Genomic DNA, 26,755 nt, shown 5'->3' on the forward strand with positions numbered 1-26,755 from the left:
CATGTAGCCAATTATTATGTTATCCATTTTCCTTATTCTTATTCTAATTAGTTGTTATTTTTCTCGTTATGAAGACAGTTGTCAATTGCAATGACCATCGCAATGAAGAAGGTCTCATTTTCTCCATGAGCCACTGTTAATTTATAGCTATCACTGAATGCGAACCATTCTTTTTCGATAGTTCCCATCGTATGACCATCTTTCGTGATCGAGAAATCATAATCCCAAAAGTCCCCATGAATTTCGAACTTACCATAATTACTTTCAACATCAAGCTTGGGTCTGAAGAAGGTTGCACGGCGTTTAATGGTCGCACAAAGAATGTCATTTTGATATACGTCATATGCCCCAAAGAAAGACATGACGCGTTGTTTGATACGAAATAATGGATTTCCATTTAAGTCGCTGATCGTTAATTCATCCCCAATCGAGAAAAATTTTCCCGTTACCTCATAGACCGGTTGTTTGTGCCCGTCATAAACATAATAACGATCTCTTAGTGTAAAAATCTTTTGTTTAATATAAAAGGTTCTCATCCTCTCATCCCCTCTAGGAATTATTGAAAATCTTTTGAGTTAAATTGTTTGTTTAGAGTTTCCATGAAATCAATCAATTGATCTTCGCGGCTCGCTCCAGCTAAAGCACACATCGGCATATCTTGGACAAAGAAGAATCCCATAATAATCTGTGTTAAGCTCGCCTTGTATTTCGATGTTAACACCTGTAAGTGTTCAGCTAATTTTATATTTTTGTCTGTATAGTAAGGACTAGTTGTTACATCAACCCCGGCTGCTAATTTCGTAAAGAATCCACTACATAAACTAAAATAAGGCATGGCTAGTATGTTTGACTCTTGATGGAATTTTAACATTTCTTCATCCATGGTTACCATTGTTTCATCTGGATAGGGTTTCATTTGGCTTGATGCAATATTATATAAGGCTTGGTTTGCAACAAATCCACGATATCCTTTTTCTTTGCAATAAGCCATTGCTTCTTTCATACGCGCTGTTGTCCAGTTTGAGCATCCATAGTATTTAATTTTTCCTTCACGTACGAAATCTTCCATTGTCTCAATCAATTCTGAAACGGGGCGATTCAAGTCATCACGATGATAGAAGTAAATATCAATACAATCAATGCGAAGAGCAGTTAAGCTTTTTTCTAAGTCAGCTCTCATGTTTTCTTTACTTAATCGACTTTCATGCATCGTATTAAGAGCTGGGTGTCCACCTTTTGTAATGATGACTAAATCGTCATGTCCACCTCGATACTGAATCCAATCTCCAATCACTCGCTCTGAACGACCGATTTCTCCTTCAACCCAATCATTATAAATTCTTGCCGTATCAATAACATTTCCTCCAAGACTTACGTAGAGATCTAACATTTTAAATGCATCTTCATGATCCCAGGCTACACCTGCATTAGCTGTTCCGAATCCAATAGGGCATAATGAAAGTTCTGTATCTTTAATCTGAATGCGTTGCATCATCTCACTCCTTTAAGTTTTGTTACTTAAAAGTATGGCATTTTTTGAGATTATAGTAAAGAAAATTATATTGTCTATTAATTTTTAAATATAGTATGGTCTCAATACTAGAATAGGTTCCTGATAAAAAGTTAATATAAATAGCCCAATCACAGATTTAGAATTTTAGTATTCGGATCCATTAGAGTTAATTTCTTAGTTGGACTAAATTAAGCACCATTTTTAGTTTCTGACTCATTTATTTCATTTTTTTTCTTCATGAAAGCTTTTTTTAATCGTTGATTCTGCTTGTTTATTATTCATATTTGAATCTAATAAACTTTCATTTAAGTCTGTTTTTTTTCTGTTCATTTTCATTAAAATCCCTTCAGTGATTTGTTGTATTCAGCATAGCATTTCTAAAGTTAAAAGTTGGTTAAATTGTGTATGCAAATTTTATTTTATTCGTGTAAATAAGTTAATTAACTACTGAATATAATGTTTTGTAATAGGGGGAAGATTAAGAATGAGATTTATTAAAACAATCATTAGTCAGATGACGCTTGAAGAGAAAGTGGGGATGTGCTCAGGAGCAGATTTTTGGCGATTAAAATCAGTTGAACATCTGGGTATTCCAACTGTCATGGTGAGTGATGGACCACATGGATTAAGAAAACAATCGGACGAAGCAGACTTTTCAGATATCAACAATAGTATTAAAGCGGTTTGTTTTCCAACAGGAGCAACCACTGCTTGTTCATTTGATCGAAATTTATTAAAAACATTAGGATGTGCCTTAGGAGAAGAATGTCAGGCAGAAAATGTAGCTGTTCTTTTAGGACCGGCGATTAATATTAAGCGTTCTCCTTTATGTGGACGAAATTTTGAATACTTTTCAGAGGATCCTTATTTAACAGGGGAGATGGCAGCATCTCATATTACAGGTGTTCAAAGTCAACATGTTGGGACAAGCCTTAAACATTTTGCTTGTAATAATCAAGAGAGTTATCGAATGACAGCAAGTGCAGAGGTTGATGAACGAACATTACGGGAAATCTACTTACCCGGATTTGAACGAGCGGTAAAATCAGCAAGGCCCTGGACTGTAATGACCTCATATAATCGTTTGAATGGGGAATTTACATCTGAATCTCATTATTTATTAACCGATATTTTAAGAAATGAATGGGGCTTTGATGGTTATGTCATGAGTGATTGGGGAGCAGTTAATAATCGAGTAAAGGGATTAAAAGCAGGAATGGATCTAGAAATGCCGGGTAGCAACGGAACAAATGATCAATTATTATTGCAAGCTGTTAAAGATGGAACATTAAGTGAAGAAGTATTAAATAAAAGTGTTGAACGTATTTTACGTAAGATTTTTGAATTTGTGGATAATCGAAAACCAGTCATTTTTGATAAAGAAGAACATCATCGATTAGCGCGCCATATTGCAACAGAGAGTGCCGTCTTATTGAAGAATGATGATGTATTACCACTTAAAGCGACTGATACTAAGATTGCATTTATTGGTGCCTTTGCTAAAGAACCTCGTTATCAAGGAGGGGGAAGCTCACATATTAATGCTTTTAAAGTAAGTAGTGCGCTTGATGCTGTAGAGGGAATGGATCATATTCATTTTGCTCAAGGTTTTGTGACTGATGTTGATGAGACAAGAGAAGATTTATTAAATGAAGCTATCGAGCTTGCAAAGTCGAGTGAAGTGGCTGTTATTTTCGCAGGATTACCAGATTCATCAGAGTCAGAGTTTTATGACCGAACTCATATGAAGTTACCAAACTGTCAAAATGAGTTGATTAAACAAGTGGCAGCCGTTCAACCGAACACGGTTGTCGTCTTACACAATGGATCGCCAGTAGAGATGCCGTGGGTAGATGAAGTGCCTGCGATTTTAGAGATGTATCTTGGAGGACAAGCCGTTGGAGAGGCAACTGTGGATTTATTATTTGGTGTTGTGAATCCATCTGGAAAACTAGCTGAAACGTTCCCAATTCGCTTAGAAGACAACCCATCATATCTTTCATATAAAGTCGTTGATAATAAAATTTACTATGATGAAAAAGTATTTGTTGGTTATCGCTATTATGATACAAAGGAAATACCAGTTCTATTTCCATTTGGTCACGGATGCAGCTATACCACATTTGAATACAGTCATTTAGTGGTTAATCAAGATCATATTCGTGATGATGAATCATTAATAGTAAGTGTCGATATCACGAATACAGGAAAAGTCTTTGGTAAAGAGGTTGTTCAATTATATGTACAAGATTTAACACAAACAGCCATCCGTCCAGTAAAAGAGTTGAGACAATTTGAAAAAGTAGCCTTACAACCAGGTGAAACTCAAACTGTTTCATTTACTTTAACAAAACGTGATTTTGCTTATTATCATACGGGAATTTCAGACTGGTATGTACCAACAGGACAATATCGTATTTTGATTGCTAAATCTTCAAGGGATATAAAATTAGAAGAGACGATTACTGTGACAAGTACAATAGACTTACCGTTTAAGGTGACATGGAATACAACATTTAACGAGTTAGTTTCACACCCTCAGCTAAGACCAGTTATTTATGAGTTACTTGGGGTTATTGGAGAAGAAAATGTAGATAAAGAAGCCCAGTTAGAGATGGTTAAAGAAATACCTCTTCGTGCATTACGTAGCTTCCAAGGTGTTGATAATACCACTATTGAAAGCTTAATTACGACGTTAAATCAGCTGCTTAAATAAGTGCATAAAATAAATGAACTTCTGGAATATTAAGTGTGTAACTTAATCTTAAAGGAGGCGAGTGTTATGAAATTAGCACCTGCTCAGTTACACAGTCTTAATGAATTACATAGGAAACGCTGTAGTGCATTAACTAAAACTGCTGTGTATAAAGATAATGCGAAATCTAAAACACATGTTAGTTAATGAATTTATGAGTAGCTTTCTTTAATTAAGTGCAATACAAAACCAATGTCAATTTGGCATTGGTTTTTTGTTTTTATTTTTTGAGGCATGATAAAAAGAAAAGGGGATGTGTCATTTTGATATAATACATTTAGCACGGTATATATAGGTCCTATTAATTTTTTTCATATCGTAAAAACTAAGCCCTAGTAGTGGAGGAATAGATTTCTTTCAGAAATCCCTAGGTGACCCAATCTTTATCAGTAGAAGATACATTTCCGTTGGAAATGGCAGGTACAGCACTGAACTATAAGATATTTTGATATCAATGTTTTTATACTTTTAGTTTGAAGTGAATCATGTGAAAAACTTTTTTGTTTCTTGATAGACTAAAAGTCCACACTAATAATTAATTAGCATGGACTTTTTGAATAGGAGCGTGAAATCAGATAAAAGGAGGAACTCTAGTTAGATGTTTGGTTAACTAATAACCAGTAATAGTTTCTACCGAATCCGACAAATTATTTATAAATTCGAAAAAAATTGTTGTTTTTAAACATAATTAATGAATAGTAACCTATTGGGCTATTACTTCGATATAATTGCGTTTTCATCTTCTAATTTAGCGCAATTGCAAGTAATTAAACCAATAATAACAACTTGATTTTTGATGTAGTGAAATAAAATCACCCTTATGATTGTTATGATATTCTAAGAAGAAGGCATCGATTGTAGTTTCAGGGAATAAATCTTTGCTGCAGAATCATAATTACCTGATGAGAATTATGAAGAATGAAAATTTCCTCAGCAGACATGTCATCCAATAGATAAGTTTTGAAATTTTTTAGAAAGTGATTCATTAATTAATGCAACGTATTTACGACAGGGGGGTAATCTATGTTTTGTTTTTTCAATGGTCATAATATAAAATCAGACTTGTTTTTTTTATGTAATTATACACATTCAATAATTCTTTTATCTTTTAATCAATAAGCTACAGTATTTAGCAACGTATAATTAAATGATTGGTTACTGATAAGATAACTTTATTTATTTTCGGCATTAATTGACAATATGATGCAAAATGTATTATAATTTTAATAGAATCAATACACTATATGATAAGATAATCGGCTATAAAGTAGCCGTTTTATTTTCTCTAATTGATTCTAACATTGTGAACATGGATCAGGTATTTATATCAATTATACAGTACAAGATTCTATTATCATTCCTAATTTTAATAGGGTATGTTAAGCACAATAGGTAGGGAATAAGAGCTCCCAACTCATATTATTTCTTACTTAGTATAAATAATCTGAAAGACTACCCAATTTTAGATTATTTTTGAATGAAACTCCCATAAGTACTAAAATATCATTACATATATAATGGTATTTTAAAGTAAAAGATACCCAAAACGTCTTTAATAAATAAGATATGAGAACCCGGGAAAAGAAGCCATCTAGACACCTTTTGTGTTGTGATGGCTTCTTTTTCATATGTTATAACATAAAAACACGACATAGAAGTCGTGTTTTTATTATGATTATGTTAAAGGGGGGGGAAGGAGATTGATTAGTCTTGATTTACAGTTTTTAATTGATAATTATTAACTAACCCTTGATCAGGACGAATCATGATTTTTCCTTCATAAATAATTTTATCGGTTGAAGGATCTAGTACTGATAAGTACTGTGTACTTGAATTAGTATTGTATGATTCATACATTGTATAAACTAAATCATTATTTTCAGTGAGACTCTGTGGATATATTGATTCAAATTCATTTGTTGATGATTCAATAAAGCTTGGTGTTTGAGTTGGAGTTAAATTGATTTCCTGATTGTCATCATTAAAAGATGCTTTCATAATAACTGAATCAATTAGGAAAAATAGTTCATTATTCACTGTAGTAATATTTTCAATATAGACGTATTCATCAACTCCGTTCATTTTATAAGTTTTTGTTTCGTTAGTCTCGAGTGTTGTTATCATTAAATGATTTGATTCATTAGGATTTCTATAAATCACGCCATTGTGAACATACATTGACGACCATTCAGAAAGTTCTTCTTCATACTTTAGGCTTAATTTTAATGTGGTTGGATCAATTTCATAAGTGAGAATACGGTCATTTTTATTCCCACGTTGATCATAAACCTTCGCAATGTAGTAGTATTTTCCGTTATTCTCAGTTAGAAATTCAGTCATGATATTTTCACCGTATAGCAGCTGATCTAGTGAAACTTCTTGGATATTAATTTGTCCTGTGTCCTTGTTTTTTGAACGAATTCGAAGAACAGGCTCAGTATTCGTATAGAGGTAAGAGTAATTAAAGTTGGCCGTTATCAAATAATTATCATTTTCTAATGTTTCCGGCCATGTTAAGTGACGGTATAATTCTCGATTTTCTAATACATCTTCTCCGACTCCATGAAACGTATCATATTTAGTTGGTGTCAATGAAGCATTCTCTCCTGTAATAATGACTTTAGAAAACTGATTAGGTCCTGTTTTTGTAATATTTTCTAATTGAATTCCATTTAATGCTGTAACATTCCCACTTAATGTTTCTAAACGGAAATCTGTATTATATGGTGTCGCTTCAGTTTGTGCCATCAATCCTTGAGCACCTAATGATAATAAACTAGCTGTACTTAATCCAATAATATGATATAACTTCATATTTTCACCTCACCTAAATTGAAACTTTTTTATTTAAAAGCCATGCGCAAATTAAAATACTAACGGTACTCATTCCAAAGACAAATCCATAATCAACAAAAAATCGCTCATCGATATATAAATACAATGTTTTTGTATAAATAAACAAGGCGATATTAGCGATGCCAAAAATAGCCCCAGCAATTAATCCAAAGATTTTTTTTGAACGATCGCATAAGACAAAAACTGAAATGAGACTAAACATTAAGATAATAAACGCTATCTTATAGATAAAATCACTGATAGAGAGTGGTAATATCATCCCAATAAAATAAGATTTTTGTAACATCGTTGTCATTAATTGATTAGCTACCGTTCCATCAAGCAGTAAAGCATTCATCAACAAAGCGCCAATACCTAAGTTAATCAAGATTACCCCATAAAAACAAAAAACAGACAATAGGATAATGACTAACTTAGATAAGAAAATTGAGAAACGTTGTCCTTTTAAAGAAAGAAGCATATAAATACGTTTAGATGCTCCAAACCATTCTTTATACCATAAGTAGAAGGCAACACAAACTAAAAGGATAGCAGCAAAAATATAGGATAAGGGCAAGAAAGCTGTACTATCAAAAATTTGAACTAAGCTTAGCTTTCCATTAGATTGTACATATTCTGAAACTGAGCTACTCATGATTTCAGGTAGCATCTTATTTTTGTAATTACCAATCGAGCGATAGAACATTCCAGTTGATAAAGCTGTTAGTCCGATAAATAAAGTGCCCAACCAAGGTAGGATTTTTTTAATTTCAATTTCGATTAATGTTAGAAATTTCATTATTACACCTCACAATATAAAGTTCTCATTTTTTCAACGATAGTTAACCCTTCAGCTTGTGCATCAGCCTTAGAGAAATTAGCAAAGACTTGACCTTCTTCTAATAAAACAACATAGTCTGCTATATCTTGAACTTCATCGATTTCATGAGTAGTAATTACGACGGTTTGACCTTCATCTAAAAATTCAGACTTTAACATACTAATGAATGATTGACGTGTAAAAACGTCGATTCCACTAAATGGCTCATCTAATAAAATATAAGGTGCTTTTTGACACATTCCTACAATAATATTAAAACGGGCTAAATTTCCTTTAGATAATTCCTTTAGTTTTTTATCTGTTGGGACTTTAAACAATTGAATCATACGTTCAGCTTTTTCGGTATCAAATCCTGGATAAAAGACTTTAGCAAACTCTAAGTTTTGTGGAACTGTCCATCCTAGATCATGAATTGGAATATCAGGCACGTATGCTATTTTATTAATATTTTTTTGAGTAATTTTCTCTCCATCAACTAAAATTTCACCTTTATTAATTGGAATTAATCTCATAATTGATTTCATTGTTGTACTTTTTCCAACCCCATTTAAACCAAGTAAACAAGTAATATATCCCTTTTTAAACTCTATTGAAACGTCATCAAGTACAACTTTTCTTCCATAACGCTTCGTTACATTTTTCAGCTCTAGCATGAAGATCCTCCTTTTTAATTCTCACAATTAAATCCTAAACTCAGTATAAAGTGTAAATATTAAGAAATACGTAACAAAATTATGAAGAAAATCTTAAGAATTTCTTAATGGGGGGAATAGGAGAAAATATACGTTAAAGAAAGAGAATACCTTAAATAAAATCTTTGAGTGATTCTGTTGAGGTAAATATTATAATTATAAACTTAAGTACCTGTAGTAGAGAGTTTTTTCATTCCTTTAAACAAAAAGCTAAGTCAGTAAAAAACTGACTTAGCTTTTTTCATGAAATCTATTTGCTTAGCATATTGCTTAATTTGTATTTTACTATGTGTTATAGTTATGAATTAGGTAATACCAAGTTTTAATTTCAGGTGAAGAAGAAATGATAACTTGTTTTATAAAGAAATATTTTTGACAATAGCAGAGGTGTTGTTTAATGTTTAATGATGTTTTATTTGTTGTGAATAATGATGAGTTACACATTCATGACTATTTTACTCGTGAATTTATTGAACGTGTAAAATTAGGGGAAAAACTTCAAGTCGAGTGTTATGATGAGATGGTTTTTCTTTCAGGTCAATTAAAAAAAGATCCAATTACAAATAAACTTTATTTATGTGACCGTAATGGCTTTATTTGTGACATTGAATTTGGTCAAGTTTATGAAAAAGTTTGGATTCTTAAAGATTAATTAAGTCACTCTTCCTGAGTGACTTTTTTTACGATGAAGTATTAATTTAATTCAGCGTTAGGTATAATAAAGACAGTGTTGAAAGGAGATGATTTAATGAAGTTAAGTAGTCAAGGTATTGTCAATGGTGTCATTCATGATCGTTACGGGAAACGTGGACCAATGAATGAGTATGAGATGCCGACTGTTTCGTTACCTTTAAAAATTGAAGATGCACCGGCTAATACCGTTTCGTATGCATTAGTTTTAGAAGATAAGGATGCATTTCCAGTCTGTGGTTTCTCATGGATTCATTGGACAGCTGCCAATATTACAAAAACACAACTTCAAGAAAATGAAAGCCAAAGTGCGACTGATTTTATTCAAGGTGTTAATAGCTGGATAAGTGACGGTACCCCAGTAGAAGCCTGTAATTATTACGGTGGAATGGCGCCACCAGATGCACCACATGTTTATGAAATTCATGTCTATGCGTTAGACACAATGCTTGATTTAAAACAAGGATTCAACTATAACGAGTTGTATCATCAAATGGATGGGCATATTTTAGATCAAGCCACTTTAAAAGGTATTTATAAGAATTAACGTAAAAGCTCCTAAAAGATAATCTCTAGGAGCTTTTTATAATCTTAATAGAAAAAATAAAATTATTTAACAATTAGTCAAATGTATCCAAGGGGTGTTTATTATCTATTTAGGAGAGAATTTATGAATACAACTTTTTTAAATACTGGAATACAACAAGAAGCAGACGTCATACAAGAGAGGCTATGTATTATTTAATTAAGTTTTTAGGCAACTGGGTTATTCATTATGGACTCTTTTCTTTATCTTTATTTTTTGTCCGTGTAAGAAGTATCCTAGGATAGAAGATATTAAAGTTATCATTGTAATAATAAAAAAGCTTTTCCAAGAAAGAGCTAAAATATGTTCGAGTGAATTAAAGATAAGAATAATCGACAGATTCAATAATAAGAGAAAAATATTAGTAATGCTACCGATAATACTAATAAATCTAAGAGTTTTTAATAGTTGATACATAATCATGTTCTCCCTTTCCATTAATAGTTATTGAATAACATGAATTTTAACAAATCATCTATCTATAAAATTGTCGATGAAACACAGCTTTATTTAATTTTTTTGCTTGTGGATAAATAAAATTTTATTTTAAATTGGTCGCTCAACTTTCGCACAACGAAAAGCCTAATAACCCCTTGATGTAATTAGGTAAAGTCATCATCCAATTGTCTAATTGTTTTTTTACTACTTCTGTGTTAATTGTAATTTCTCTTTCTCCTAGGTCGATGATTTCTTGAACCATCGTTAAAAGTCCTTTTAATGCTGTTTCTAAATCCACATCTTTGACTTCTGAGCAATAGTCATAAAAAATCATTCCTAATGTTTTAGGGTCGTTCGTTTTACGATTCTCCCACGCTAAAAAGATATAACGTGTAAAAACAATCGTTGTATGTCCAATCATTGAGTCATATGAACGAAATTGAAATTCTTTATTCAATTTTAAGTGAGATTTATTGCACTTAAAAAACACTTCAATGTCCCATTCCCTAGCAGTGGAAGATTAGATTATCTCCGATAATCGCCAGGGGACCCAACGGTAACCATAGATTCTAATGATTTCTTCATCACTTAAACTTGTGTTTGTACTTAAAATCGCTAACCACTCTGTTTTATATTTTCGATGACGAATGAAGACGATCTTAACTGGAATACCGTTATTTAATTTAACTTGAATCGATCCTAGACTTCCCTCTTGATGAGAAAATATCTTTTGATTGACGTTACAGTGTGTTATCAATGTTTGAAGTGGAAATTTCTTTCCTTTATACTGATAAAATCGTTTAGAAGTCTTTTTAACCATCCCAATGACATCAAGCCCCTCATTCATCACTTCTTTAATTAAGGGAGCTTCTGTGAACCACGAATCCATTAAGAGGTAATCAGCTACTATGCCTTGAGATAACGTTTGTTTCACCAAGTTTAGCGTAGCAGTGGGTTTATCTACTAATGCTTCTATACGACGCTTATATCCACTACTGCGTTTATCGATCTCTGATGAAAGATTGACTAGTAACTTCTTCGCACTTACCATTAATGAAAAGTTACAGGGGATAAATGAATAACCATCTGACCACCCAAGCGTTAACAGTTGAAATCCTTTGAGATACTTATGACTGACATGATCATAAACCGTTGAAAGTAGCTCTACTTTTTTACTACGATGACGTTCAAATAAAGAGTCATCGACAATTAAAACATTAACACGATCATCCGTTGTGAGTTTCGTACAAAGTGAAATCACGTAAGAGCTTAAAGAAAGCAAGAAGCGACGCCAATTGTAAGTAGAGGTACTTAAAAAGCGGTAGACCACATCTTTTCCTGGTAAATCAGAAGCTTTACGATCACAGAATTTAGATTGAAACCACGTTCTATGATGAAAAGTTAATAGAAAAATCAACGTAAAGAGGTAAAGACAAGAGAACCCCTTAGATTTTTTAATGTTCGCTTGGCGTAAATGGGAACTGATTTTTAGTTCAGAAAAAGTTGCTTGCATTTCTTTGGGTAAAAGCATAAATTCTTTAAATGGTGGTAACATAATGATGACATCCTTTCTATTGGCTGGTTACCATTAGTATTTCCAGAAAGGATGTCTTTTTTATGTCATCCAGTAAAAAGAATAAATTGTCAAGAGCGATACTCGATAGATGCCCTCCTTTAGAAGATTAAGGAGGTATGATTATTTTTCAACTGAGAAAGTTGAGTTGGTCGTTTAAAAAAGAGTAAATTTTAATTTTTTCTTGACAAAATAGGAGATTGAAAAACGCAGTTTGTAATCGTTTTCTTTGCAAAGGGGAAGATGATTTTTTTGTCAAAAAATAACTTGTGGATAAAAAATTATGGTGAAATTTGGACAGAATATTATGTGTGATTTTGTTGTTTTTTTGTGCTATGATTTAAACCGTGCTATTTTTTGAGGGGCGTTATCTAAGAGTTGCTATCTCAAAAAAACTATTGTATTTTTATGTAAGTTTATGAAAGGTAAGGGTGAAGAATGTTGATTACAATTGGAGCTATGATTGGAGCTGGGAAAACAAGTTTAGCAGAACTTGTTGCAGAGCATTTTAATTCAGAAGTATTTTATGAGAGTGTGGATGATAATCCAATTTTACCGTTATTTTATACAGCATCAGAAGAGGAAATCCAAGCGAAACGTTATCCGTTTTTATTACAATTATGGTTTTTAAATACCCGTTTTAAAAGTATTAAAGAAGCTTTAGTTCATGATAATAATGTACTAGATCGTAGTATTTATGAAGATTGGTATTTTGCTAAAGTTAATAAAGAACTAGGTCGTATTTCAGAATTAGAATTTAGTTTATATGAATCCCTTTTAGACAACATGATGGAGGAATTAAAAGGATTACCCAAAAAAGCGCCAGACTTAATGATTTATTTATCAGGAAGCTTTGAAACAATTATTGAACGTATCAAAAAACGTGGACGTGAATATGAATTAGATGAAGGATTAGTATCTTATTACTATGAGTTATGGAAAGGATACGACAACTGGATTGAGCAACATTACGATGCTAGCGAAGTACTTGTCATCAATATTGATGAAATTGATTATGTTAATAATGAAGAAGATAAGAAAAAAGTTTTATCAATGATTGAAGAAAAATTAAACGAGATTCGCAACCGTTAATAGAAAGTAGCGTGCAGCATGAATAGCATCTTTAGTTTAATTGCAGTTATTTGTTTATTAGTATTAGCATTTATTTTATCCACAGATAGGAAGAAAATTAATTTACAAACAGTTGTGATGGGATTTTTATTACAAGTAATTTTAATTTTCTTTGTGATCAAAATACCAGTCGGCCAGTTTTTATTAGAGAAATTAGCTCTTAGTGTGAATAACCTTATTCAAATGGGAATGGAAGGTGTGGACTTTGTCTTTGGAGGAATTGCTGAAGGATATGTGTTTGCTATTAATGTTTTATCGCTTATCGTTTTTACGTCAGCATTAATTTCAGTATTATACTTTTTAAAAATCATCCCATTTTTAGTGAAATATGTTGGGAAGTTTATTGCACGTTTAATGAAGACTACAGAAGTTGAAACTTTTTGTGCAGTAGTTAATAGTTTTTTAGGTGGAACAGAGGCGCCATTAGTCATTAAACCTTATTTACCGAAGTTAACAAAATCAGAACTATTTGCTGTCATGGTCGGTGGTTTTGGTTCCGCCTCAGCGAGTATTTTAGGTGGATATAGTATGATGGGAATTGATATCAAATATTTATTAATCGCAGTCTTTACTGTTCCATTTAGTACCTTAATGATTTCAAAAATGATGTTGCCTGAAACAGAAACGTCAAAAACAGCAAATACTGAAATTGTTGGTTCTGAAGCTGAAACATTGTTTGAGGCTATTTCAGAAGGAACGAGTAATGGACTTGGATTAGCTCTTAATGTTGGTGCAAGTTTAATTGCCTTTGTTGGACTTATTGCCATCGTGAATGCCTTTTTAGGATTATTTGGGGTAAGTCTATCAACATTATTCGGTTACGTCTTTTTACCAGTTGCTTACTTATTTCATATTCCACCAGACGAGGCATTTACTTTTGCTTCATTAATTGGAACGAAGCTAAGTATAAATGAATTTGTTGCTTATGGAGAAATGGTTGATGTTATAAACGTGTTATCCCCTCGAACGATTGCAATCTTATCGGTCGTATTGTGTAACTTCGCGAACTTCTCAGTTATTGGAATTCAAGTCGGTGCATTTGCGTCACTAGCACCTGAACGTAAAGGTGAGGTTGCAACACTAGGAATTAAAGCATTAATTTGTGGAACAATTTCAACTTTATTAACAGGCGCTATTTTAGGAATCTTTTTATAAAATAAATAAGAAAAAGGGTTAACGATGATAAATCGTTAACCCTTTTTAATTTTCTGTTTGAAGTAAACGGTCACTTGTTAATTTAATTCCAATGGCACCAATTGGGGCAGTAATTAACACACTTAAAATAGCGATAGCCTGCATAATTTCTCCACCAGCAACTCCCATTTGCATTGGAATGGCAGCTTTGGCGGATTGAACCGTTGCTTTAGGGAGGTAAGCAATGACACAAAAGATACGTTCTTTAAATGATAAGTTAGTCCCGATTAATGAGATTAACACACCAATTGAGCGTACACTTAATGAGATAGCTAGAATTCCACATCCAATCAAGAAAAATTCTCCAACTAATGTTGGATTAATTGCCATTCCTACAAAGGCAAATAAATAAAGTTTACCAGTTTTCCAAATACGATTCATTTGGTTAAGAATCATTTGGGAACTATCCACAACATAGTTACGAATAAAGAACCCATAAATCATGACAGTTAATAATGAATTAAAGATTTCAAGATGAAAATATTTTTCTATGGCTCGCATCAATAAACACAATCCAAACGCGACGATGACTTTCCCAATCGATGAAGAAATCTTTTCAATGATTGGTTTTGAAAGCTTATATACGATAAATCCAACTGCTACACTGATGATGATAGTTAATGGAATCATTAACAGTTGCATGGGAATAGAAATAGCTTCACCACTTGTTGTTTGCATATAAATACCTAAAAAAGTAGTGAACAAAGTAATAGCAATGGTATCGTCTGCACTTGCGCCAACGAGAAGCATTTGAGGAATAGCTTTATCCTGACCAACTTTACGATTAATTAGATCAATCATTGATGGAATTAAAACAGCTGGACTTACAGCTGCAATAATAAATCCTAAAATAGCTCCCTGAATAAAACTAAATTTAAGAAATAACATAGCCATTAATGCGATTGTAAACCCTTCGAGTGTTGCTGGAATAGCACTTAATAAGATGGCAGGGCGACCGATTTGTTTCATTTGGGCTACACTAATCCCTAATCCTCCAATAAATAGCACGGTTACTAGGGCAATATCTTTTAGTGTTGGTGCAATAGTTAGTGTGGCATCTGGTACTAAGTTTAGGAATGATGGACCAATTAACATCCCAATAAGCATCATTCCAATTAAAGAGGGTAACTTAATATATTCAATAAGTTTCCCACTATAATGAGCTAATATTCCGATAATCAATAAGCTAATTAATACAATGATAAGTGTCATATCTTTACCTCCTAACTGATAACTCACAAAAAAGACTCCTACTCTTTAATCCACAATAAAAAGAATTAAAGAGTAGGAGTCATTAGCTTTCGCGGTTAATGGCGAACTCCATCGCCTATTCAATACTCTTATTATATGATGTGACTATTAAAATGTAAATAAAAAATAAAAAGAGGATAGAATTAAAATTAATCAATTATTAGTCTGATCACTTTATTAGAGCTTTGAATGGTTCTATGATATATGATAAGTTTTCAAGGAAATCAAATACTGTATTGGGGGAGATTATATTTTGAATCAATTGATCAAAATTTATACCGGGATTAGAGTTCTCCAAGCTATTTTTTAACCAAGACTTTAATCCACCGATAACTGTATTAGAAGCAGAAGGTGTATTAGTATATTGATTTAGAAATTGCGCTTTGTCATTTTCATTTAACAGTGCTTGGGAAAGGATGAATAGGTGACTTTAAAATATTTAATCCTAACCTAGACGCCAAAAGTAATTAGGTTATTTCATTGATTCCGACTAAAAAATAGTTTTACAGTTGGGCTAGTTTCTTTGATTATCCTTAATTCTACGAAGCGTTTATTGAATAAGACCTAAAAGTTGTTAAAATGATATAGGGTGTGCTTTAGTTTTTGATAGGAATTGAAAGGAGGCTAGAATGATGGATTGTCAAAAAATTGGTGTGTTGATTTATAAATTACGAAAAGAAAAAAATATGACGCAAAAGCAAGTGGCCCAATTAATGAATATAAGTGATAAAACCATTAGTAAATGGGAACGAGGATTAGGGTGCCCAGACGTCTCGTTATTACCTGAACTTGCAACTATTTTAGGAGTCAGTGTCGATCATCTATTAGCCGGAGAGTTGAAAATTAATGAACAAATAGGAGGAAATATGAGAAACTTAAAATTTTATGAATGTCCACAGTGTGGAAATTTAATGACAGCAACAGCAGAAGCAAGTTTATCTTGCTGTGGAAAAACATTACAAGCATTAGTACCAAAAAAGGTAGAGGCTGGACATGAACTAAGCATTGAAGAAATTGACGGAGAATTATACGTTACATCTAATCATGAAATGACAAAAGAGCACTACATTACCTTCACCGCTTTTGTTACAGGAGACACTATCTTAATGAGTAAACAATACCCTGAGTGGCATATGCAATTTAGATTCCAAAAACGTAAACATGGGAAGCTTTATTTCTATTGTAAAAAACACGGTTTATTTTATCAGGTTATTTAGCTATATAACTCCAGATAAGTTTTTAATATAGCGAAAGCTTTAAAGCCCTAGTAATTGAGGATACATTTTTTTCGAAAATGGTAGGTGACCCATTCCCTATCAGCGGAAGAAAGCTATGAGTTTGTAAACCCACTACATAGCATAGGTGACCATGCTCAATTTGAAATGTATTTTGAACAGAGGAGAGATTTATAAGCTGCTATCTTTGTATTAGAACAATAAAATGAAATGCTAGCATTTTTAAATAATACTAACAAAAAAAGATGACATCAAGTCATCTTTTTTTATTAGTCAATGAAGGTTACTACTTCTTCAAGTGGTTTACGTTTAGGTGCAGGGGGCGTATTTTCCTCAGGAACGCCTAAAGCAATTAAAGACATAAGATGATAACCAGGCTTGTTAAAATTAATTAATGTTTCAATTCTATTTTTAGCGTGTGTTGGGCCCGTCATGTAACAAGCTCCATATCCCATTTCTGTAGCAGCTAATAAGAAGTTTTCAACAGCCGCTCCAATTCCTTGAGCTGCTGATTGAGGTGCCATGATTTCAGCTAAGCGTTGTTCACTGGCTCCATTTGCTTTTAAAATATCATACTCAATCATGTCATAGTCATTAGCGTACACGATAATAACAACAGGTGCATGTTGAAATAGAGTATAGTATTTTAATAATTTCATATAGTGTGTTTTTTCTGTTTCAGAACGAGCTATTTCAGCAATAGCAATATGACTTTCAGAGACGATTTCAGTGAGTTTTTTGATAATGTCACGATTTTGTAACACAACGAAGTGCCAATTCTGTTGATTCTTTGGTGATGGAGCATGAGTAGCTGCATCTAATAAAGTTAAGATATCTTCTTTTGGAATGGATTGATTTTTAAATTTACGAATACTTTTACGCTTATAAATAAAATCTAAGTTTGCCATAACGACTCCTTTATTAAGATGTAAAGTTCGCACTACGGTATTCTCGTGGGCAAGTTCCTACAACTTTTTTGAAGATTTTTGAGAATACAAGTGCATCTGTATATCCAACAGAGTGCGAAACTTCTTGAATACTTAATGTTGATTGTTTTAATAGACGACAAGCTTTATTAATTCGATATTGAATGAGATAATTCTTTGGAGAATTATCCATTTTCTCATTGAATAATTTAGTTAAGTACTTTCGGTTGATTCCAACATGATTTGAGATTTCCTCAACTGTAATTTGACGTGAATAATTTGTTTCAATATATTCAATAGCTTGACGAATATAGTCAGCTTGGCGACTGATTGTTTGAATTCTAGGGATTTGTGGTTCAGTATGATCACAGAGTGTTCCAATTAAAGCATAGAATCCGCTAATAGCTTGTAAATCTGCACTCTTTGGATGGTTAACTGATTCGAGAATGTACTCAAAACAAGCTTCAACTTTCTTACCATTCTCACAATTTGAAATAGGAGATGAGACAGATAATCCAATACGTGCTAAGTAATCATCCACGGCTTGACCATTAAATCCAATAAAATGATAGGACCATGGATTCAATAAATCTGGTCTGTAACTAACAATAACTTGTGGTGGAATTAGAAAGCAAGTTCCTTCTACGATTGTATAATCCTGTCCATCGATCGTTAAAAAGCCTGACCCCTCTGTTACATAATATAGGCTATAATAATCACGAATTCCAGGCCCCCATGATTGGTTCTTTTCACAATCATTGTTACCACAGTGATAAAGCATAAAATCTAATCTAGAATAATCCGCTTTTGGTTTAAAACAATACATTTTAAATATCCCCCCTCCATATCTGAAGTCATTATATCATAATTTAATGGCTTTATGTATATTGATTGAAAGCACTTTTATATATATTGTATAATATTGACTGTTATTAGTGGATGCGTTTTTATATTAATTAAGTGTGTAATCGATTACATATAGAGGAAGTAGATATTGTAATATTAGTAGTAACAAAACTGTATGAGATTTTTATTTGTATAACTTTATGGTTAAGATTGATAATTTATACAATTTTAAAGAGATAAATTGTATAAATCATATTAAAACAGACCACAACGAGAGTAGTCTTGAAAGGGTTAGGAGGGAGACTTTATGAACATTAAACAAGCAAATTTAAATGATGTATTAGATGTAGCGAGATTAGCGTTAGTTTTATGGCCCCATCACTCAATGCACGCTATGGCACTAAAAATTTCAGAAACAATACAAGAGAATAAAGGAGCCTACTTTTTAGCACTTGATAAAAATGAAACCATTGGTTTTGCTCAGGTTAATTTAAGACATGATTATGTAGAAGGGACACATAGTAGTCCAGTTGGATACTTAGAAGGAATCTTCGTTGTTGAGAATTATCGTCAACAAGGTGGTGCAAAACAATTATTAGCTGCATGTGAAAAATGGGCACGTGAACAAGGATGTGAAGAATTAGCAAGTGACTGTGAATTATCTAGTGAAGAAAGCCTAAACTTTCATCGTTGTGTTGGGTTTGAAGAAGCGAATCGTATTATCTGTTTTACAAAACCATTAAAAGGCGAATCGTATTAATTTTTATTAAATACCACGGATGTGCTCATTCATCAACTTCTCCCGTTAGCCACAATTATAACACCTAACCTTTTAGAGGCTGAGGTGTTATGCGGATTTAAAATCACTTCAAAAGCAGACATGATAAATGCAGCAAAAACTATTTCAGGCCAATTAAACGGAGGCGTTTCAGTTAAAGGTGGACACTCTGTGAGTGATGCGGATGATTTACTCTATGCTAATGAACAAGAGTATTGATTCAATAGTGAACGTGTGTTGACTGAAAATACACATGGGACAGGATGCACCTTATCATCGGCCATTGCATGCCATTTAGCAGCGGGATGTTCACTACAAGATAGTGTTAAATTTGCGAAAGATTATATTACAGGAGCATTGAAACAAGGATTAGATTTAGGCCAAGGGAATGGCCCACTTGATCATACGTATATTATTAAATAGTAAAAAAGATGAGACCAGTTTTAGTCTCATCTTTTTATGTCATCGAAGAAGTCTGTGTATAGTAGGGCGAATACAATAAATAGAATAATGCAGATTGCGGCTGTTCTTCCATTAAACCACCCCATAATACCACTTCCTTTTATAAAGATTCAGGACGATAGATTCAATCGTTTTTATATATCCAATATAAATGATATGCACTGAGGGATAAGGAAATGACAGGCATATAAGTGAAGAGTAGTGAAAATAGATTTAATTAAATTGTAACATAGAATTGTAAGATAAAGTGAGTAAATACTTAGACGGCTATCATTATAAGTGGAGATTATCACTAGGGAAGTTATAATAAGGTAACTATTTTAAATTTACACCTTTAATTTTCTTTGTCGTTAAACGAAATAAATTAATCTGAGAGTGACTGATGGATAATAAATAAACCTCTATCGATAGTTGATAGAGGTTTATTTTACTTGTTGGTAGTTGTTGATAATGAATAATTTTTAATAAACCAATATAAGTGATAAAATACTGCAATTAAGTAAATAAGTTTAGAAATATTAGTTAAGAAAAAGATATCAATCACACTACTGAATGCAACAATGCAAGCTGTTATTATTTCACGACGATAAAGAGCCTGAAATGAAGGAGCTTTTTTTAACTCTTTAATTTCTTTTTGGCGTTTAGAAAGTACAACTAATGAGATTCCTAAGAAAATCAGGAATAAAAGAAGCTGTGTTAGAATCACGATACTCGGTTGATTTAAAGAGATTCCTAAACTCGATAAATACGATAATGAGCAGAAGAACCAAATGTAAAACCAAAAGGTTAATTTTTGAATACGGATTGTCATGATAGCACCACCTTTTAAAGCATTATACTACAAATTTAGTATAAAAAGATAGGTCATCATAAAAAGCCTTCACTAAGAGCTCTTAAAAAGATAAAAAAACGGTAGTAAGCAATTAGGCTTACTTCCGTTTTAAGTTAAACAATAATTGTATTTAAAACGCCTAAGTTATGAGCGATAGATTCTAAGTTTTTCATGTCGTCATTAGTTGGAGTTTGCATATTTAGATGATTTTTGCGAACACCGAGATGACGATATTTAATCAGCTTATAACGAATATTATGTCCACTAATTTTTTTAGAGACTTCACGAATGGTTTCCTCATTATTAAAGAGTTCAGGCACAATAACCGTACGAACTTCATAAAGTTTTCCACAATCCACAAGGTAGTCTAAATTTTTAAGGACCATATCGTTATCAGCTTTTATATATTTTCGATGAGTTTCTTTATCCCATACTTTTATATCAAGCATAATCCCATCTGTCAAAGCCATTAGTTCAGGATGCTCCCTTAAATCCGTTGATCCATTGGTATCAATGAAGCATGTTAATCCAATTTCTTTTGCTTTGGTGAAAAGCTCAATTAAAAATGGAGCTTGTAGTGTACACTCACCGCCAGAAACAGTAATCCCTTGAATAAATGGACGATAGTTTTCAATTTCTTTCATGATGTCATCGGCTGATTGGACTTTATATTTAGGAGTACTGTTACGATGACATTTTTTCGTGCAGGCATCGCACTCAACACAAAGTGCTGGATTGAAAAGAACACGTCGTTCTTCACGATTGACAGATAGTGCTTCAACCGGGCAGAAACTGACGCAGAAACTACAGTTAATACAATGATTAATGGTTTCAGGGTTATGGCAGTAGACGCAGTCAAAATTACATCCTTGTAAAAAGATGGCGGTACGATTTCCAGGGCCGTCAACAGAACTGAAAGGAATGATTTTATTTAAATAACCGTTCATTAGCGTACTTTTCGCTCGTACACTTTTCCATTACGAACTTGTCCTTGTCCAAGCACAACGGTATCTTGAAGTGTAGCAATTCCTTGATCTAATTTTGCAATTTCGCTACGTTTAACAAGGTATCCTGTAATACGAATCACATCTGCATCTGATGAGTAAAGTGAGAAGTAACGCATTCCTTCTTTAAATGCCCCTTGAATGATATTTAAAATAAATTCAGGATTATTGGCTGCATTTAATTCGAATGGGAAGATATCCCCAACCCCTGATGGGAAGTATTTGTGGAAACGAGCCGTTTGTTTTAAATGTTTCCACAACTCTGGTTCTTCTCCAATTGGGATACGAGAACCTGGGCTTGTATTAATGTCATCACCGATTCCAACTTGAGCATGTAATAATAAGCGCTCATTTGTCACAGTACAATGTTTACTTTCAAAGTTATTGATGAAGTCTTCCATGGCATCCATGATACGCACACCTAAATCATCTGCAATCTGTGAATGACCAAATTTATCTTCTAATTTTTCCGCTTTTAATAAAGTATTCACACACTCAGCAAGTCCTACTAATCCAAACATTGAAGTAAAACGATCTTTTGAAATGAATCCTTCTTTAACTAAGAAGTTTGTTTCAAAGAATGTACTTTCTTCAACGATGTATCGAATGCGCTCATTGATATAGTTTGCCATACAAGTCATGGCATGAGGTAATTTATTGTTGAAGAAATCATCGATATCAGTTGCTGTTTCCGCTAGTTTTGAAAGGCGCATACGTACTAATGTGTGGGCCCCTCCACCAACATGAAGACCGTTATAACAACTTGCAATTCCGTAATCACCTAAATCTTCAGTGAACATCGCATGGTTAGCGAAACTTGGTTTAGCTGTTACTAAAGCAGTTTTAATCGCTTCAATAGCTAAATCGTCTGGTGTTTCTTCATTATATTTTAACGTTAAATTAGGAATGGCGTTTTCTAGTTCGCGTTCCACTTCTAAAATAATCTTAGCTGCTTTTGTCGGTTTTGGACCTAAGTTAGCATGACAGAATGAGTCTGTAATTGTGCGATCTAATTGTGTGAAGAATAAACGAATTGCTAATTTAGCCTCTTCTTCATCTGTAATGAATGGTTCTAATAAGTAATCAATGTTTCCAATATATACAGGCATTGTTGTAATCGAAGGAACATGCTTATAGAAAATTAATAAGTAGTTTGTTGCTTCCCAAATGTTTTTAGGAGGATTTAGTTGTAAGAATTGGCATCCTTCTTTCATGAATTTCTCATAGTTAGGAAGAATATAGCGTGGACGATATGGAACATTTCCCTCAAATAAATCACAAATAATTCCCGCATCACGTAACGCTTGTGTTTCTTCTGAAATATTTAAGACTTGAACACTATTTTCAGCATAACGCGCTAATGCCACGACTTTTTGTTCAAATGTTAAAGTTGTATCCTTAACAATTTGTTCAACACCAGTCATAAATCTCACCTCATAGTTAATATTCAACACCCAGGGTATTAATGACCGCAGGGTAAGATTACATTATAACATTTCACACTAGATATTCACTATACGAAAAAAAATCCATATAAAGGCTAAGAATGGATAGAATGTATTGGTTAATAGTCATTATGTTAAGTAGAGGAATATCTTTTGAGTTATTTCATGTAGAAAGTATTGTTTTTATAGACACGTTTTAATCAGAGTAGGTTATTAGTAATTTAATAACTAAATGGAATAAAATGTAAAAGTTGTGTTGACTTTGTGTCTAGGGGGTGTTAAGATAATCACAACAAGAAATCAAATTCGTTGAAGAGAAAGAGTAAGTTAGTTTAATATCTCACAGAGAGTCGACGTTTGCTGAGAGTCGATGGTCACGGATTAACTGAAAATCATCTCTGAGAAGTAAGGCTGAACCAAGAGTAAGTCTTATCGGGTGTCTTTTCCCGTTATCAAAAAAAGCCGTTAAAACCTTGAAATAGGTGAGACGTATAGAGTGCTATGAGCTTTTTTAGCTTATAGAATTTGGGTGGTACCACGGAGAATTTTTCGTCCCATGAATGTTATATTCATGGGATTTTTTTTATTCTCTGAAATTATCTCATTGATTGAGGAAGGTGAAGATCTTTACTACTTACTATGTAGCTGTTTTAGGAATGAGAAAAGTTTTTTTGATTGAAAGGTTGTTAAGTATTTGAAGGGAGTGATTCAATTGGAGTCTGATATTTTAGGTGATATTATCGAGTAAAATCTAGAAAATCAAAGTTAGAGATTAGTCTTTGGGGGAACAAAGATTAATCCACAAGGGAGGCATTTTCATGAATAAATTATCAAGAAAAGATTTATTATTAGTTAGTTTAATGTTATTTTCATTATTTTTTGGAGCAGGAAACTTAATTTTTCCACCGTTTCTTGGACAAAGTGCAGGAACAGAGATGTGGGTTTCAATGTTAGGATTTTTTATTACAGCGGTTGGATTTCCCGTACTTGGAGTTGTTGCTGTTGCTAAGTCAAAGGGGTTATATAATCTAGCTAACCGTGTGAACCCGGTCTTTGCTTCTGTATTTACCGTCTTAATTTATTTATCAATTGGACCAGGGCTCGGAATTCCTCGTGCAGGAAGTTTACCCTTTGAAATGGCAGTCGCTCCTTATTTACCAGCAGAATTTTCAGTGACTTTAGCACGTTTCTTATTTACAGCTGTTTTTTTCTGTGTGGCTTACTGGTTAGCTTTAGCACCAACTAAATTAGTCGATCGCATGGGAAAGGTGTTAACCCCAACTCTTTTAACTTTAATTGCAGTTATCTTTGTAGGATCACTTATTAAACCACTAGGTGGTTATGGAGAACCAACAGGGGATTATGCAACGACGCCATTTGTTAAAGGTTTTTTAGAAGGGTATTTAACAATGGATACAATTGCAGCTTTAAACTTTGGGATTGTCATTGCTTTAGCGATTAAAACTAAAGGATTAGAAGAAGAAAAAGCAGTTGTTAGAACGACCGTTAAAGCCGGGTTAATTGCAGGTGGATTATTAGTTGCCATCTATTCGATTTTAGGACATTTAGGTGCAATGAGTGGAGCTATTTACGGAGCAACTGAAAATGGAGCACAAACGTTAACGTATGTTATGACTTATATCTTTGGAACGCAAGGGGCTCTCCTACTAGCAGTTGTTTTCACACTAGCATGTTTAACAACATGTGTTGGTCTAATCACATCTTGTGGACAATATTTTGCTTCGTTAACTCCAAAAATGAGCTATAAAGTATGGGCGACGGTGTTGGCTTTTGCAAGTTTTACTTTAGCTAACATGGGATTAAATCAAATCCTTTCAATTTCGGTTCCAATCTTAAATGCGATTTATCCAGTGGCGATCATGTTAATCGTTTTAGCGATGATGAATCGATTTATTAATGAAAGTCGTTTAGTTTATAGTGTAACAATCTTAGTCACTGGAGTCATAAGTGTGGTAGATGCCTTAAATCAAGTAAATATTCGTTTAGGAGCTTTAACAACATGGTGTGAATACCTTCCGTTATATAAACAAGGATTAGGATGGGTAACGTTAGCTCTCGGAGCTATTGTTGTGACAGTTGTCATGGATAAAGTTTTCCAGTTATCAACATCAAACCAAACAACAAAAGTTAAATATGTAGAAGAGTAAAATGAAAAGAGGTATCGTTAGCGATACCTCTTTTATGTATAGAAAGAAAAACATGATTCATGATGCAAGTGAGTATAATGAAAGTATATGTAGTATCTAGAGATTCTAATGTTTTTTATATAGATAGGGGAGAGCTAAATGGAAATTAGGGATTATCAAATAGAAGATGAAACCAGTTGGGTACGTTGTCGCGTGTTATCTTTTTTAGATACGGCTTATTATGACATTGTGGCAAGAGAGAAGGAAAGATATCAACATCCGTCTATTGAATTGGTCGCAGTAGAAAACGGAGTTGTTATAGGATTGCTTGATATTGAGTGTGAAGAAGAACCAAATGCTATTTGCACAGCACATGAGACGTTAGGGGCTATGATTTGGCATTTAGCTGTACATCCAGATTATCGCCGTAAAGGAATTGGCACTTCTTTGTTGAATGAGGCACAAAAAAGATTAAAGGAAAAACAGATTACTTATCTTGAAGCATGGACCCGTGATGACAAATGGGTGCAACGTTGGTACCTAAAGCAACAATTTATGAAATTAAGTACATATTTACACGTCTATGTAAATGGAAATAATGGGATTCGATCACAAGTTTCAGGACTGATTCCAGTCCAGTCATTCTGTCAATATACAGGGACGGATTGGGACATGATAAAGAAAAGATACAAACGAGTTCATGAGTGTACTGGTTTCGTTAAAATGCTTTAATAGTCTTTAAAAGAACCGAAGCATTCGGTTCGATTTAATTTTGAATCTTGTGATTGAAAGAACACATAAATAGGGGCATTTTCAAATTGTGGGTAAAGATGAAAGAGATGAGGATCGCCATGTTTGATAGCACTCAATGCTAAAGGGAGTTCTTTCATAAAAATTTCATTTCGTTTAGTCGATGATTTGGTGCCATCAATTCCATCTACACGAATGTAAACATAAAAATAATATTGACCTGAGCTATTCGTCATCCACTCTGCCGCCACCTCATCTCGCATTGTTGTGAACTTCTCGTAAGCAAAATCAGATCCAATGACTAAAAATAATTCACCTGTCTCATCGGAATGTGTTAACGTATATCTTCTTGGTTGAATTTGATTTAGATTAGACAAGCGATAGTTAATCCACAATTTATTTGGGTTAAAAGTACTCATATCATCTCCTCCTTAGTCTATTGTATGATGGTTGCCTAGTTTTGGTCATTCATAACATGATGGTCATGAAGCATACTAAGGTTGATGAAATGGAGGTCTATTATGAGTGAACAAAATCAATTTTATAAGTTGAAAAGCTTAAATGAGGCTCAACGAGTGATCGCAAGTAATTCTAAGTTCCGTACGGTGTATTTTAAGTTTGATGTCGGGAGAGGATTACCGAAACATAGTCATAATGGATATGCGACCATTTATGTGATTAAAGGCGAAATAGGAATGAGTTTTAGTGATGGTCAAAGCTATGAGTTATTAACTGGAGATTTTTTATCCTTTGATGCTAGGGTAGAACATGATGTCCTTGCTACATTAGAAAGTGAAATATTAGTGACCATTTCAGAGTCATTAGATTAAG

Annotated in this window: 24 protein-coding genes, 1 pseudogene, 1 riboswitch and 1 other annotated feature; of the genes and pseudogenes, 11 read left to right on the plus strand and 14 right to left on the minus strand. The window is 33.2% G+C overall.

Translation table 11 applies throughout. The features are described 5' to 3' along the window. Positions 1–47 precede the first annotated feature (47 nt). Both AT726_RS07105 and AT726_RS07110 read right to left on the minus strand, forming a co-directional pair. Positions 48–536 (minus strand): LURP-one-related/scramblase family protein, encoded by a 489-nt coding sequence (locus AT726_RS07105; protein WP_055244207.1) that lies wholly within the window; start codon positions 534–536, stop codon positions 48–50. Positions 537–556: 20 nt separating this feature from the next. Then, positions 557–1,492, minus strand: a complete 936-nt coding sequence (locus tag AT726_RS07110) for an aldo/keto reductase (RefSeq protein WP_237297017.1) — start codon at positions 1,490–1,492, stop codon at positions 557–559. 505 nt (positions 1,493–1,997) lie between these two features. On the opposite strand from AT726_RS07110, the gene AT726_RS07115 reads away from it, so the two are divergent. Continuing rightward, positions 1,998–4,229, plus strand: a complete 2,232-nt coding sequence (locus AT726_RS07115) for a glycoside hydrolase family 3 C-terminal domain-containing protein (RefSeq protein ID WP_068759292.1) — start codon at positions 1,998–2,000, stop codon at positions 4,227–4,229. Between the two features lie 1,743 nt (positions 4,230–5,972). Here the strand turns inward: AT726_RS07115 and AT726_RS07120 are convergent. From AT726_RS07120 to AT726_RS07130, 3 genes are read right to left on the minus strand one after another with little or no spacing between them, the layout of a single operon-like run. Then, positions 5,973–7,082: a hypothetical protein gene (locus AT726_RS07120; protein ID WP_068759293.1), complete on the minus strand. Its 1,110-nt coding sequence runs from the start codon at positions 7,080–7,082 to the stop codon at positions 5,973–5,975. 13 nt (positions 7,083–7,095) lie between these two features. Beyond that, positions 7,096–7,902, minus strand: coding sequence for a hypothetical protein (locus AT726_RS07125; protein WP_068759294.1), 807 nt, complete (start codon positions 7,900–7,902; stop codon positions 7,096–7,098). A 2-nt stretch (positions 7,903–7,904) separates the two neighbouring features. Continuing rightward, complete coding sequence (locus AT726_RS07130; RefSeq protein WP_055245238.1) at positions 7,905–8,597, minus strand: ABC transporter ATP-binding protein; 693 nt, start codon at positions 8,595–8,597, stop codon at positions 7,905–7,907. Positions 8,598–9,033: 436 nt separating this feature from the next. Here AT726_RS07130 and AT726_RS07135 point away from each other — a divergent pair, with 436 nt between their 5' ends. Then, the gene (locus AT726_RS07135; protein ID WP_055277502.1) at positions 9,034–9,288 is read left to right on the plus strand and encodes a hypothetical protein; all 255 of its coding nucleotides are present in this window, start codon (positions 9,034–9,036) and stop codon (positions 9,286–9,288) included. Positions 9,289–9,384: 96 nt separating this feature from the next. Continuing rightward, positions 9,385–9,873, plus strand: coding sequence for a YbhB/YbcL family Raf kinase inhibitor-like protein (locus AT726_RS07140; protein WP_068759295.1), 489 nt, complete (start codon positions 9,385–9,387; stop codon positions 9,871–9,873). Positions 9,874–10,471: 598 nt separating this feature from the next. Here the strand turns inward: AT726_RS07140 and AT726_RS13600 are convergent. Both AT726_RS13600 and AT726_RS07150 read right to left on the minus strand, forming a co-directional pair. Further along, the gene (locus tag AT726_RS13600) at positions 10,472–10,807 is read right to left on the minus strand and encodes a hypothetical protein (protein WP_443079922.1); all 336 of its coding nucleotides are present in this window, start codon (positions 10,805–10,807) and stop codon (positions 10,472–10,474) included. A gap of 63 nt (positions 10,808–10,870) precedes the next feature. Then, the gene (locus tag AT726_RS07150; protein ID WP_443079923.1) at positions 10,871–11,905 is read right to left on the minus strand and encodes an IS4 family transposase; all 1,035 of its coding nucleotides are present in this window, start codon (positions 11,903–11,905) and stop codon (positions 10,871–10,873) included. Between the two features lie 459 nt (positions 11,906–12,364). On the opposite strand from AT726_RS07150, the gene AT726_RS07155 reads away from it, so the two are divergent. Both AT726_RS07155 and AT726_RS07160 read left to right on the plus strand, forming a co-directional pair. Beyond that, entirely contained in the window at positions 12,365–13,015 is a 651-nt protein-coding gene (locus AT726_RS07155; RefSeq protein ID WP_237252655.1) for a deoxynucleoside kinase, read from the plus strand. 18 nt (positions 13,016–13,033) lie between these two features. Next, positions 13,034–14,209 (plus strand): NupC/NupG family nucleoside CNT transporter, encoded by a 1,176-nt coding sequence (locus tag AT726_RS07160; RefSeq protein WP_068759296.1) that lies wholly within the window; start codon positions 13,034–13,036, stop codon positions 14,207–14,209. A 45-nt stretch (positions 14,210–14,254) separates the two neighbouring features. On the opposite strand, the gene AT726_RS07165 is transcribed toward AT726_RS07160, so the two are convergent. Beyond that, positions 14,255–15,487: a cation:proton antiporter domain-containing protein gene (locus AT726_RS07165; RefSeq protein WP_237297020.1), complete on the minus strand. Its 1,233-nt coding sequence runs from the start codon at positions 15,485–15,487 to the stop codon at positions 14,255–14,257. A 39-nt stretch (positions 15,488–15,526) separates the two neighbouring features. Continuing rightward, a riboswitch (Fluoride riboswitch) is annotated at positions 15,527–15,585 on the minus strand. Positions 15,586–16,131: 546 nt separating this feature from the next. On the opposite strand from AT726_RS07165, the gene AT726_RS07170 reads away from it, so the two are divergent. Further along, positions 16,132–16,716 carry a helix-turn-helix domain-containing protein gene (locus AT726_RS07170; RefSeq protein ID WP_068759297.1) on the plus strand — a complete coding sequence of 195 codons (585 nt, stop codon included), beginning with the start codon at positions 16,132–16,134 and terminating at the stop codon, positions 16,714–16,716. A 287-nt stretch (positions 16,717–17,003) separates the two neighbouring features. Here AT726_RS07170 and AT726_RS07175 read toward each other — a convergent pair whose 3' ends face one another. After that, positions 17,004–17,642 carry a nitroreductase family protein gene (locus AT726_RS07175; RefSeq protein ID WP_055277512.1) on the minus strand — a complete coding sequence of 213 codons (639 nt, stop codon included), beginning with the start codon at positions 17,640–17,642 and terminating at the stop codon, positions 17,004–17,006. Positions 17,643–17,655: 13 nt separating this feature from the next. Beyond that, positions 17,656–18,486: an AraC family transcriptional regulator gene (locus AT726_RS07180; protein ID WP_055245244.1), complete on the minus strand. Its 831-nt coding sequence runs from the start codon at positions 18,484–18,486 to the stop codon at positions 17,656–17,658. A gap of 327 nt (positions 18,487–18,813) precedes the next feature. Here AT726_RS07180 and aac(6') point away from each other — a divergent pair, with 327 nt between their 5' ends. Both aac(6') and thiD read left to right on the plus strand, forming a co-directional pair. Then, on the plus strand, positions 18,814–19,266 hold the full coding sequence (gene aac(6'), locus AT726_RS07185; protein WP_055245245.1) for an aminoglycoside 6'-N-acetyltransferase: 453 nt from the start codon (positions 18,814–18,816) through the stop codon (positions 19,264–19,266). A 21-nt stretch (positions 19,267–19,287) separates the two neighbouring features. Further along, positions 19,288–19,707 (plus strand): annotated as a pseudogene (gene thiD, locus AT726_RS13200) (bifunctional hydroxymethylpyrimidine kinase/phosphomethylpyrimidine kinase). Between the two features lie 466 nt (positions 19,708–20,173). Here the strand turns inward: thiD and AT726_RS07195 are convergent. From AT726_RS07195 to AT726_RS07205, 3 genes are all read right to left on the minus strand, one after another. Beyond that, positions 20,174–20,557 (minus strand): hypothetical protein, encoded by a 384-nt coding sequence (locus AT726_RS07195; protein ID WP_055305298.1) that lies wholly within the window; start codon positions 20,555–20,557, stop codon positions 20,174–20,176. 134 nt (positions 20,558–20,691) lie between these two features. Next, positions 20,692–21,525 carry a YjjW family glycine radical enzyme activase gene (locus AT726_RS07200; RefSeq protein WP_055277688.1) on the minus strand — a complete coding sequence of 278 codons (834 nt, stop codon included), beginning with the start codon at positions 21,523–21,525 and terminating at the stop codon, positions 20,692–20,694. Then, the gene (locus tag AT726_RS07205; RefSeq protein ID WP_055305300.1) at positions 21,525–23,006 is read right to left on the minus strand and encodes a YjjI family glycine radical enzyme; all 1,482 of its coding nucleotides are present in this window, start codon (positions 23,004–23,006) and stop codon (positions 21,525–21,527) included. Before AT726_RS07205 ends, AT726_RS07200 begins: the two co-directional genes overlap by 1 nt. Before the next feature lie 321 nt (positions 23,007–23,327). Next, positions 23,328–23,587, plus strand: a binding site (T-box leader). A 258-nt stretch (positions 23,588–23,845) separates the two neighbouring features. Between AT726_RS07205 and brnQ the strand changes: the two genes are divergently transcribed. Both brnQ and AT726_RS07215 read left to right on the plus strand, forming a co-directional pair. Continuing rightward, entirely contained in the window at positions 23,846–25,195 is a 1,350-nt protein-coding gene (gene brnQ, locus AT726_RS07210) for a branched-chain amino acid transport system II carrier protein (RefSeq protein ID WP_068759298.1), read from the plus strand. A 138-nt stretch (positions 25,196–25,333) separates the two neighbouring features. Then, positions 25,334–25,906, plus strand: coding sequence for a GNAT family N-acetyltransferase (locus AT726_RS07215; RefSeq protein ID WP_055277268.1), 573 nt, complete (start codon positions 25,334–25,336; stop codon positions 25,904–25,906). Here the strand turns inward: AT726_RS07215 and AT726_RS07220 are convergent. Then, positions 25,903–26,343, minus strand: coding sequence for a staygreen family protein (locus tag AT726_RS07220; protein ID WP_068759299.1), 441 nt, complete (start codon positions 26,341–26,343; stop codon positions 25,903–25,905). The genes AT726_RS07215 and AT726_RS07220 overlap by 4 nt on opposite strands. A gap of 102 nt (positions 26,344–26,445) precedes the next feature. Between AT726_RS07220 and AT726_RS07225 the strand changes: the two genes are divergently transcribed. After that, positions 26,446–26,754: a cupin domain-containing protein gene (locus AT726_RS07225; RefSeq protein ID WP_068759300.1), complete on the plus strand. Its 309-nt coding sequence runs from the start codon at positions 26,446–26,448 to the stop codon at positions 26,752–26,754. The last annotated feature ends 1 nt before the right edge of the window (position 26,755 follow it).

The sequence above is a fragment of the Turicibacter sp. H121 genome, assembly GCF_001543345.1.
In the GTDB taxonomy this organism is placed as follows: Bacteria; Bacillota_I; Bacilli_A; order MOL361; family Turicibacteraceae; genus Turicibacter; species Turicibacter bilis.

Coding starts and splice junctions, on each gene's coding strand:
- AT726_RS07105 (WP_055244207.1), bottom strand. CDS start 536: ATGAGAACCTTTTATATTAAACAAAAGATTTTTACACTAAGAGATCGT.
- AT726_RS07110 (WP_237297017.1), bottom strand. CDS start 1,492: ATGCAACGCATTCAGATTAAAGATACAGAACTTTCATTATGCCCTATT.
- AT726_RS07115 (WP_068759292.1), top strand. CDS start 1,998: ATGAGATTTATTAAAACAATCATTAGTCAGATGACGCTTGAAGAGAAA.
- AT726_RS07120 (WP_068759293.1), bottom strand. CDS start 7,082: ATGAAGTTATATCATATTATTGGATTAAGTACAGCTAGTTTATTATCA.
- AT726_RS07125 (WP_068759294.1), bottom strand. CDS start 7,902: ATGAAATTTCTAACATTAATCGAAATTGAAATTAAAAAAATCCTACCT.
- AT726_RS07130 (WP_055245238.1), bottom strand. CDS start 8,597: ATGCTAGAGCTGAAAAATGTAACGAAGCGTTATGGAAGAAAAGTTGTA.
- AT726_RS07135 (WP_055277502.1), top strand. CDS start 9,034: ATGTTTAATGATGTTTTATTTGTTGTGAATAATGATGAGTTACACATT.
- AT726_RS07140 (WP_068759295.1), top strand. CDS start 9,385: ATGAAGTTAAGTAGTCAAGGTATTGTCAATGGTGTCATTCATGATCGT.
- AT726_RS07150 (WP_443079923.1), bottom strand. CDS start 11,905: ATGTTACCACCATTTAAAGAATTTATGCTTTTACCCAAAGAAATGCAA.
- AT726_RS07160 (WP_068759296.1), top strand. CDS start 13,034: ATGAATAGCATCTTTAGTTTAATTGCAGTTATTTGTTTATTAGTATTA.
- AT726_RS07170 (WP_068759297.1), top strand. CDS start 16,132: ATGGATTGTCAAAAAATTGGTGTGTTGATTTATAAATTACGAAAAGAA.
- AT726_RS07175 (WP_055277512.1), bottom strand. CDS start 17,642: ATGGCAAACTTAGATTTTATTTATAAGCGTAAAAGTATTCGTAAATTT.
- AT726_RS07180 (WP_055245244.1), bottom strand. CDS start 18,486: ATGTATTGTTTTAAACCAAAAGCGGATTATTCTAGATTAGATTTTATG.
- AT726_RS07195 (WP_055305298.1), bottom strand. CDS start 20,557: ATGACAATCCGTATTCAAAAATTAACCTTTTGGTTTTACATTTGGTTC.
- AT726_RS07200 (WP_055277688.1), bottom strand. CDS start 21,525: ATGAACGGTTATTTAAATAAAATCATTCCTTTCAGTTCTGTTGACGGC.
- AT726_RS07205 (WP_055305300.1), bottom strand. CDS start 23,006: ATGACTGGTGTTGAACAAATTGTTAAGGATACAACTTTAACATTTGAA.
- brnQ (WP_068759298.1), top strand. CDS start 23,846: ATGAATAAATTATCAAGAAAAGATTTATTATTAGTTAGTTTAATGTTA.
- AT726_RS07215 (WP_055277268.1), top strand. CDS start 25,334: ATGGAAATTAGGGATTATCAAATAGAAGATGAAACCAGTTGGGTACGT.
- AT726_RS07220 (WP_068759299.1), bottom strand. CDS start 26,343: ATGAGTACTTTTAACCCAAATAAATTGTGGATTAACTATCGCTTGTCT.
- AT726_RS07225 (WP_068759300.1), top strand. CDS start 26,446: ATGAGTGAACAAAATCAATTTTATAAGTTGAAAAGCTTAAATGAGGCT.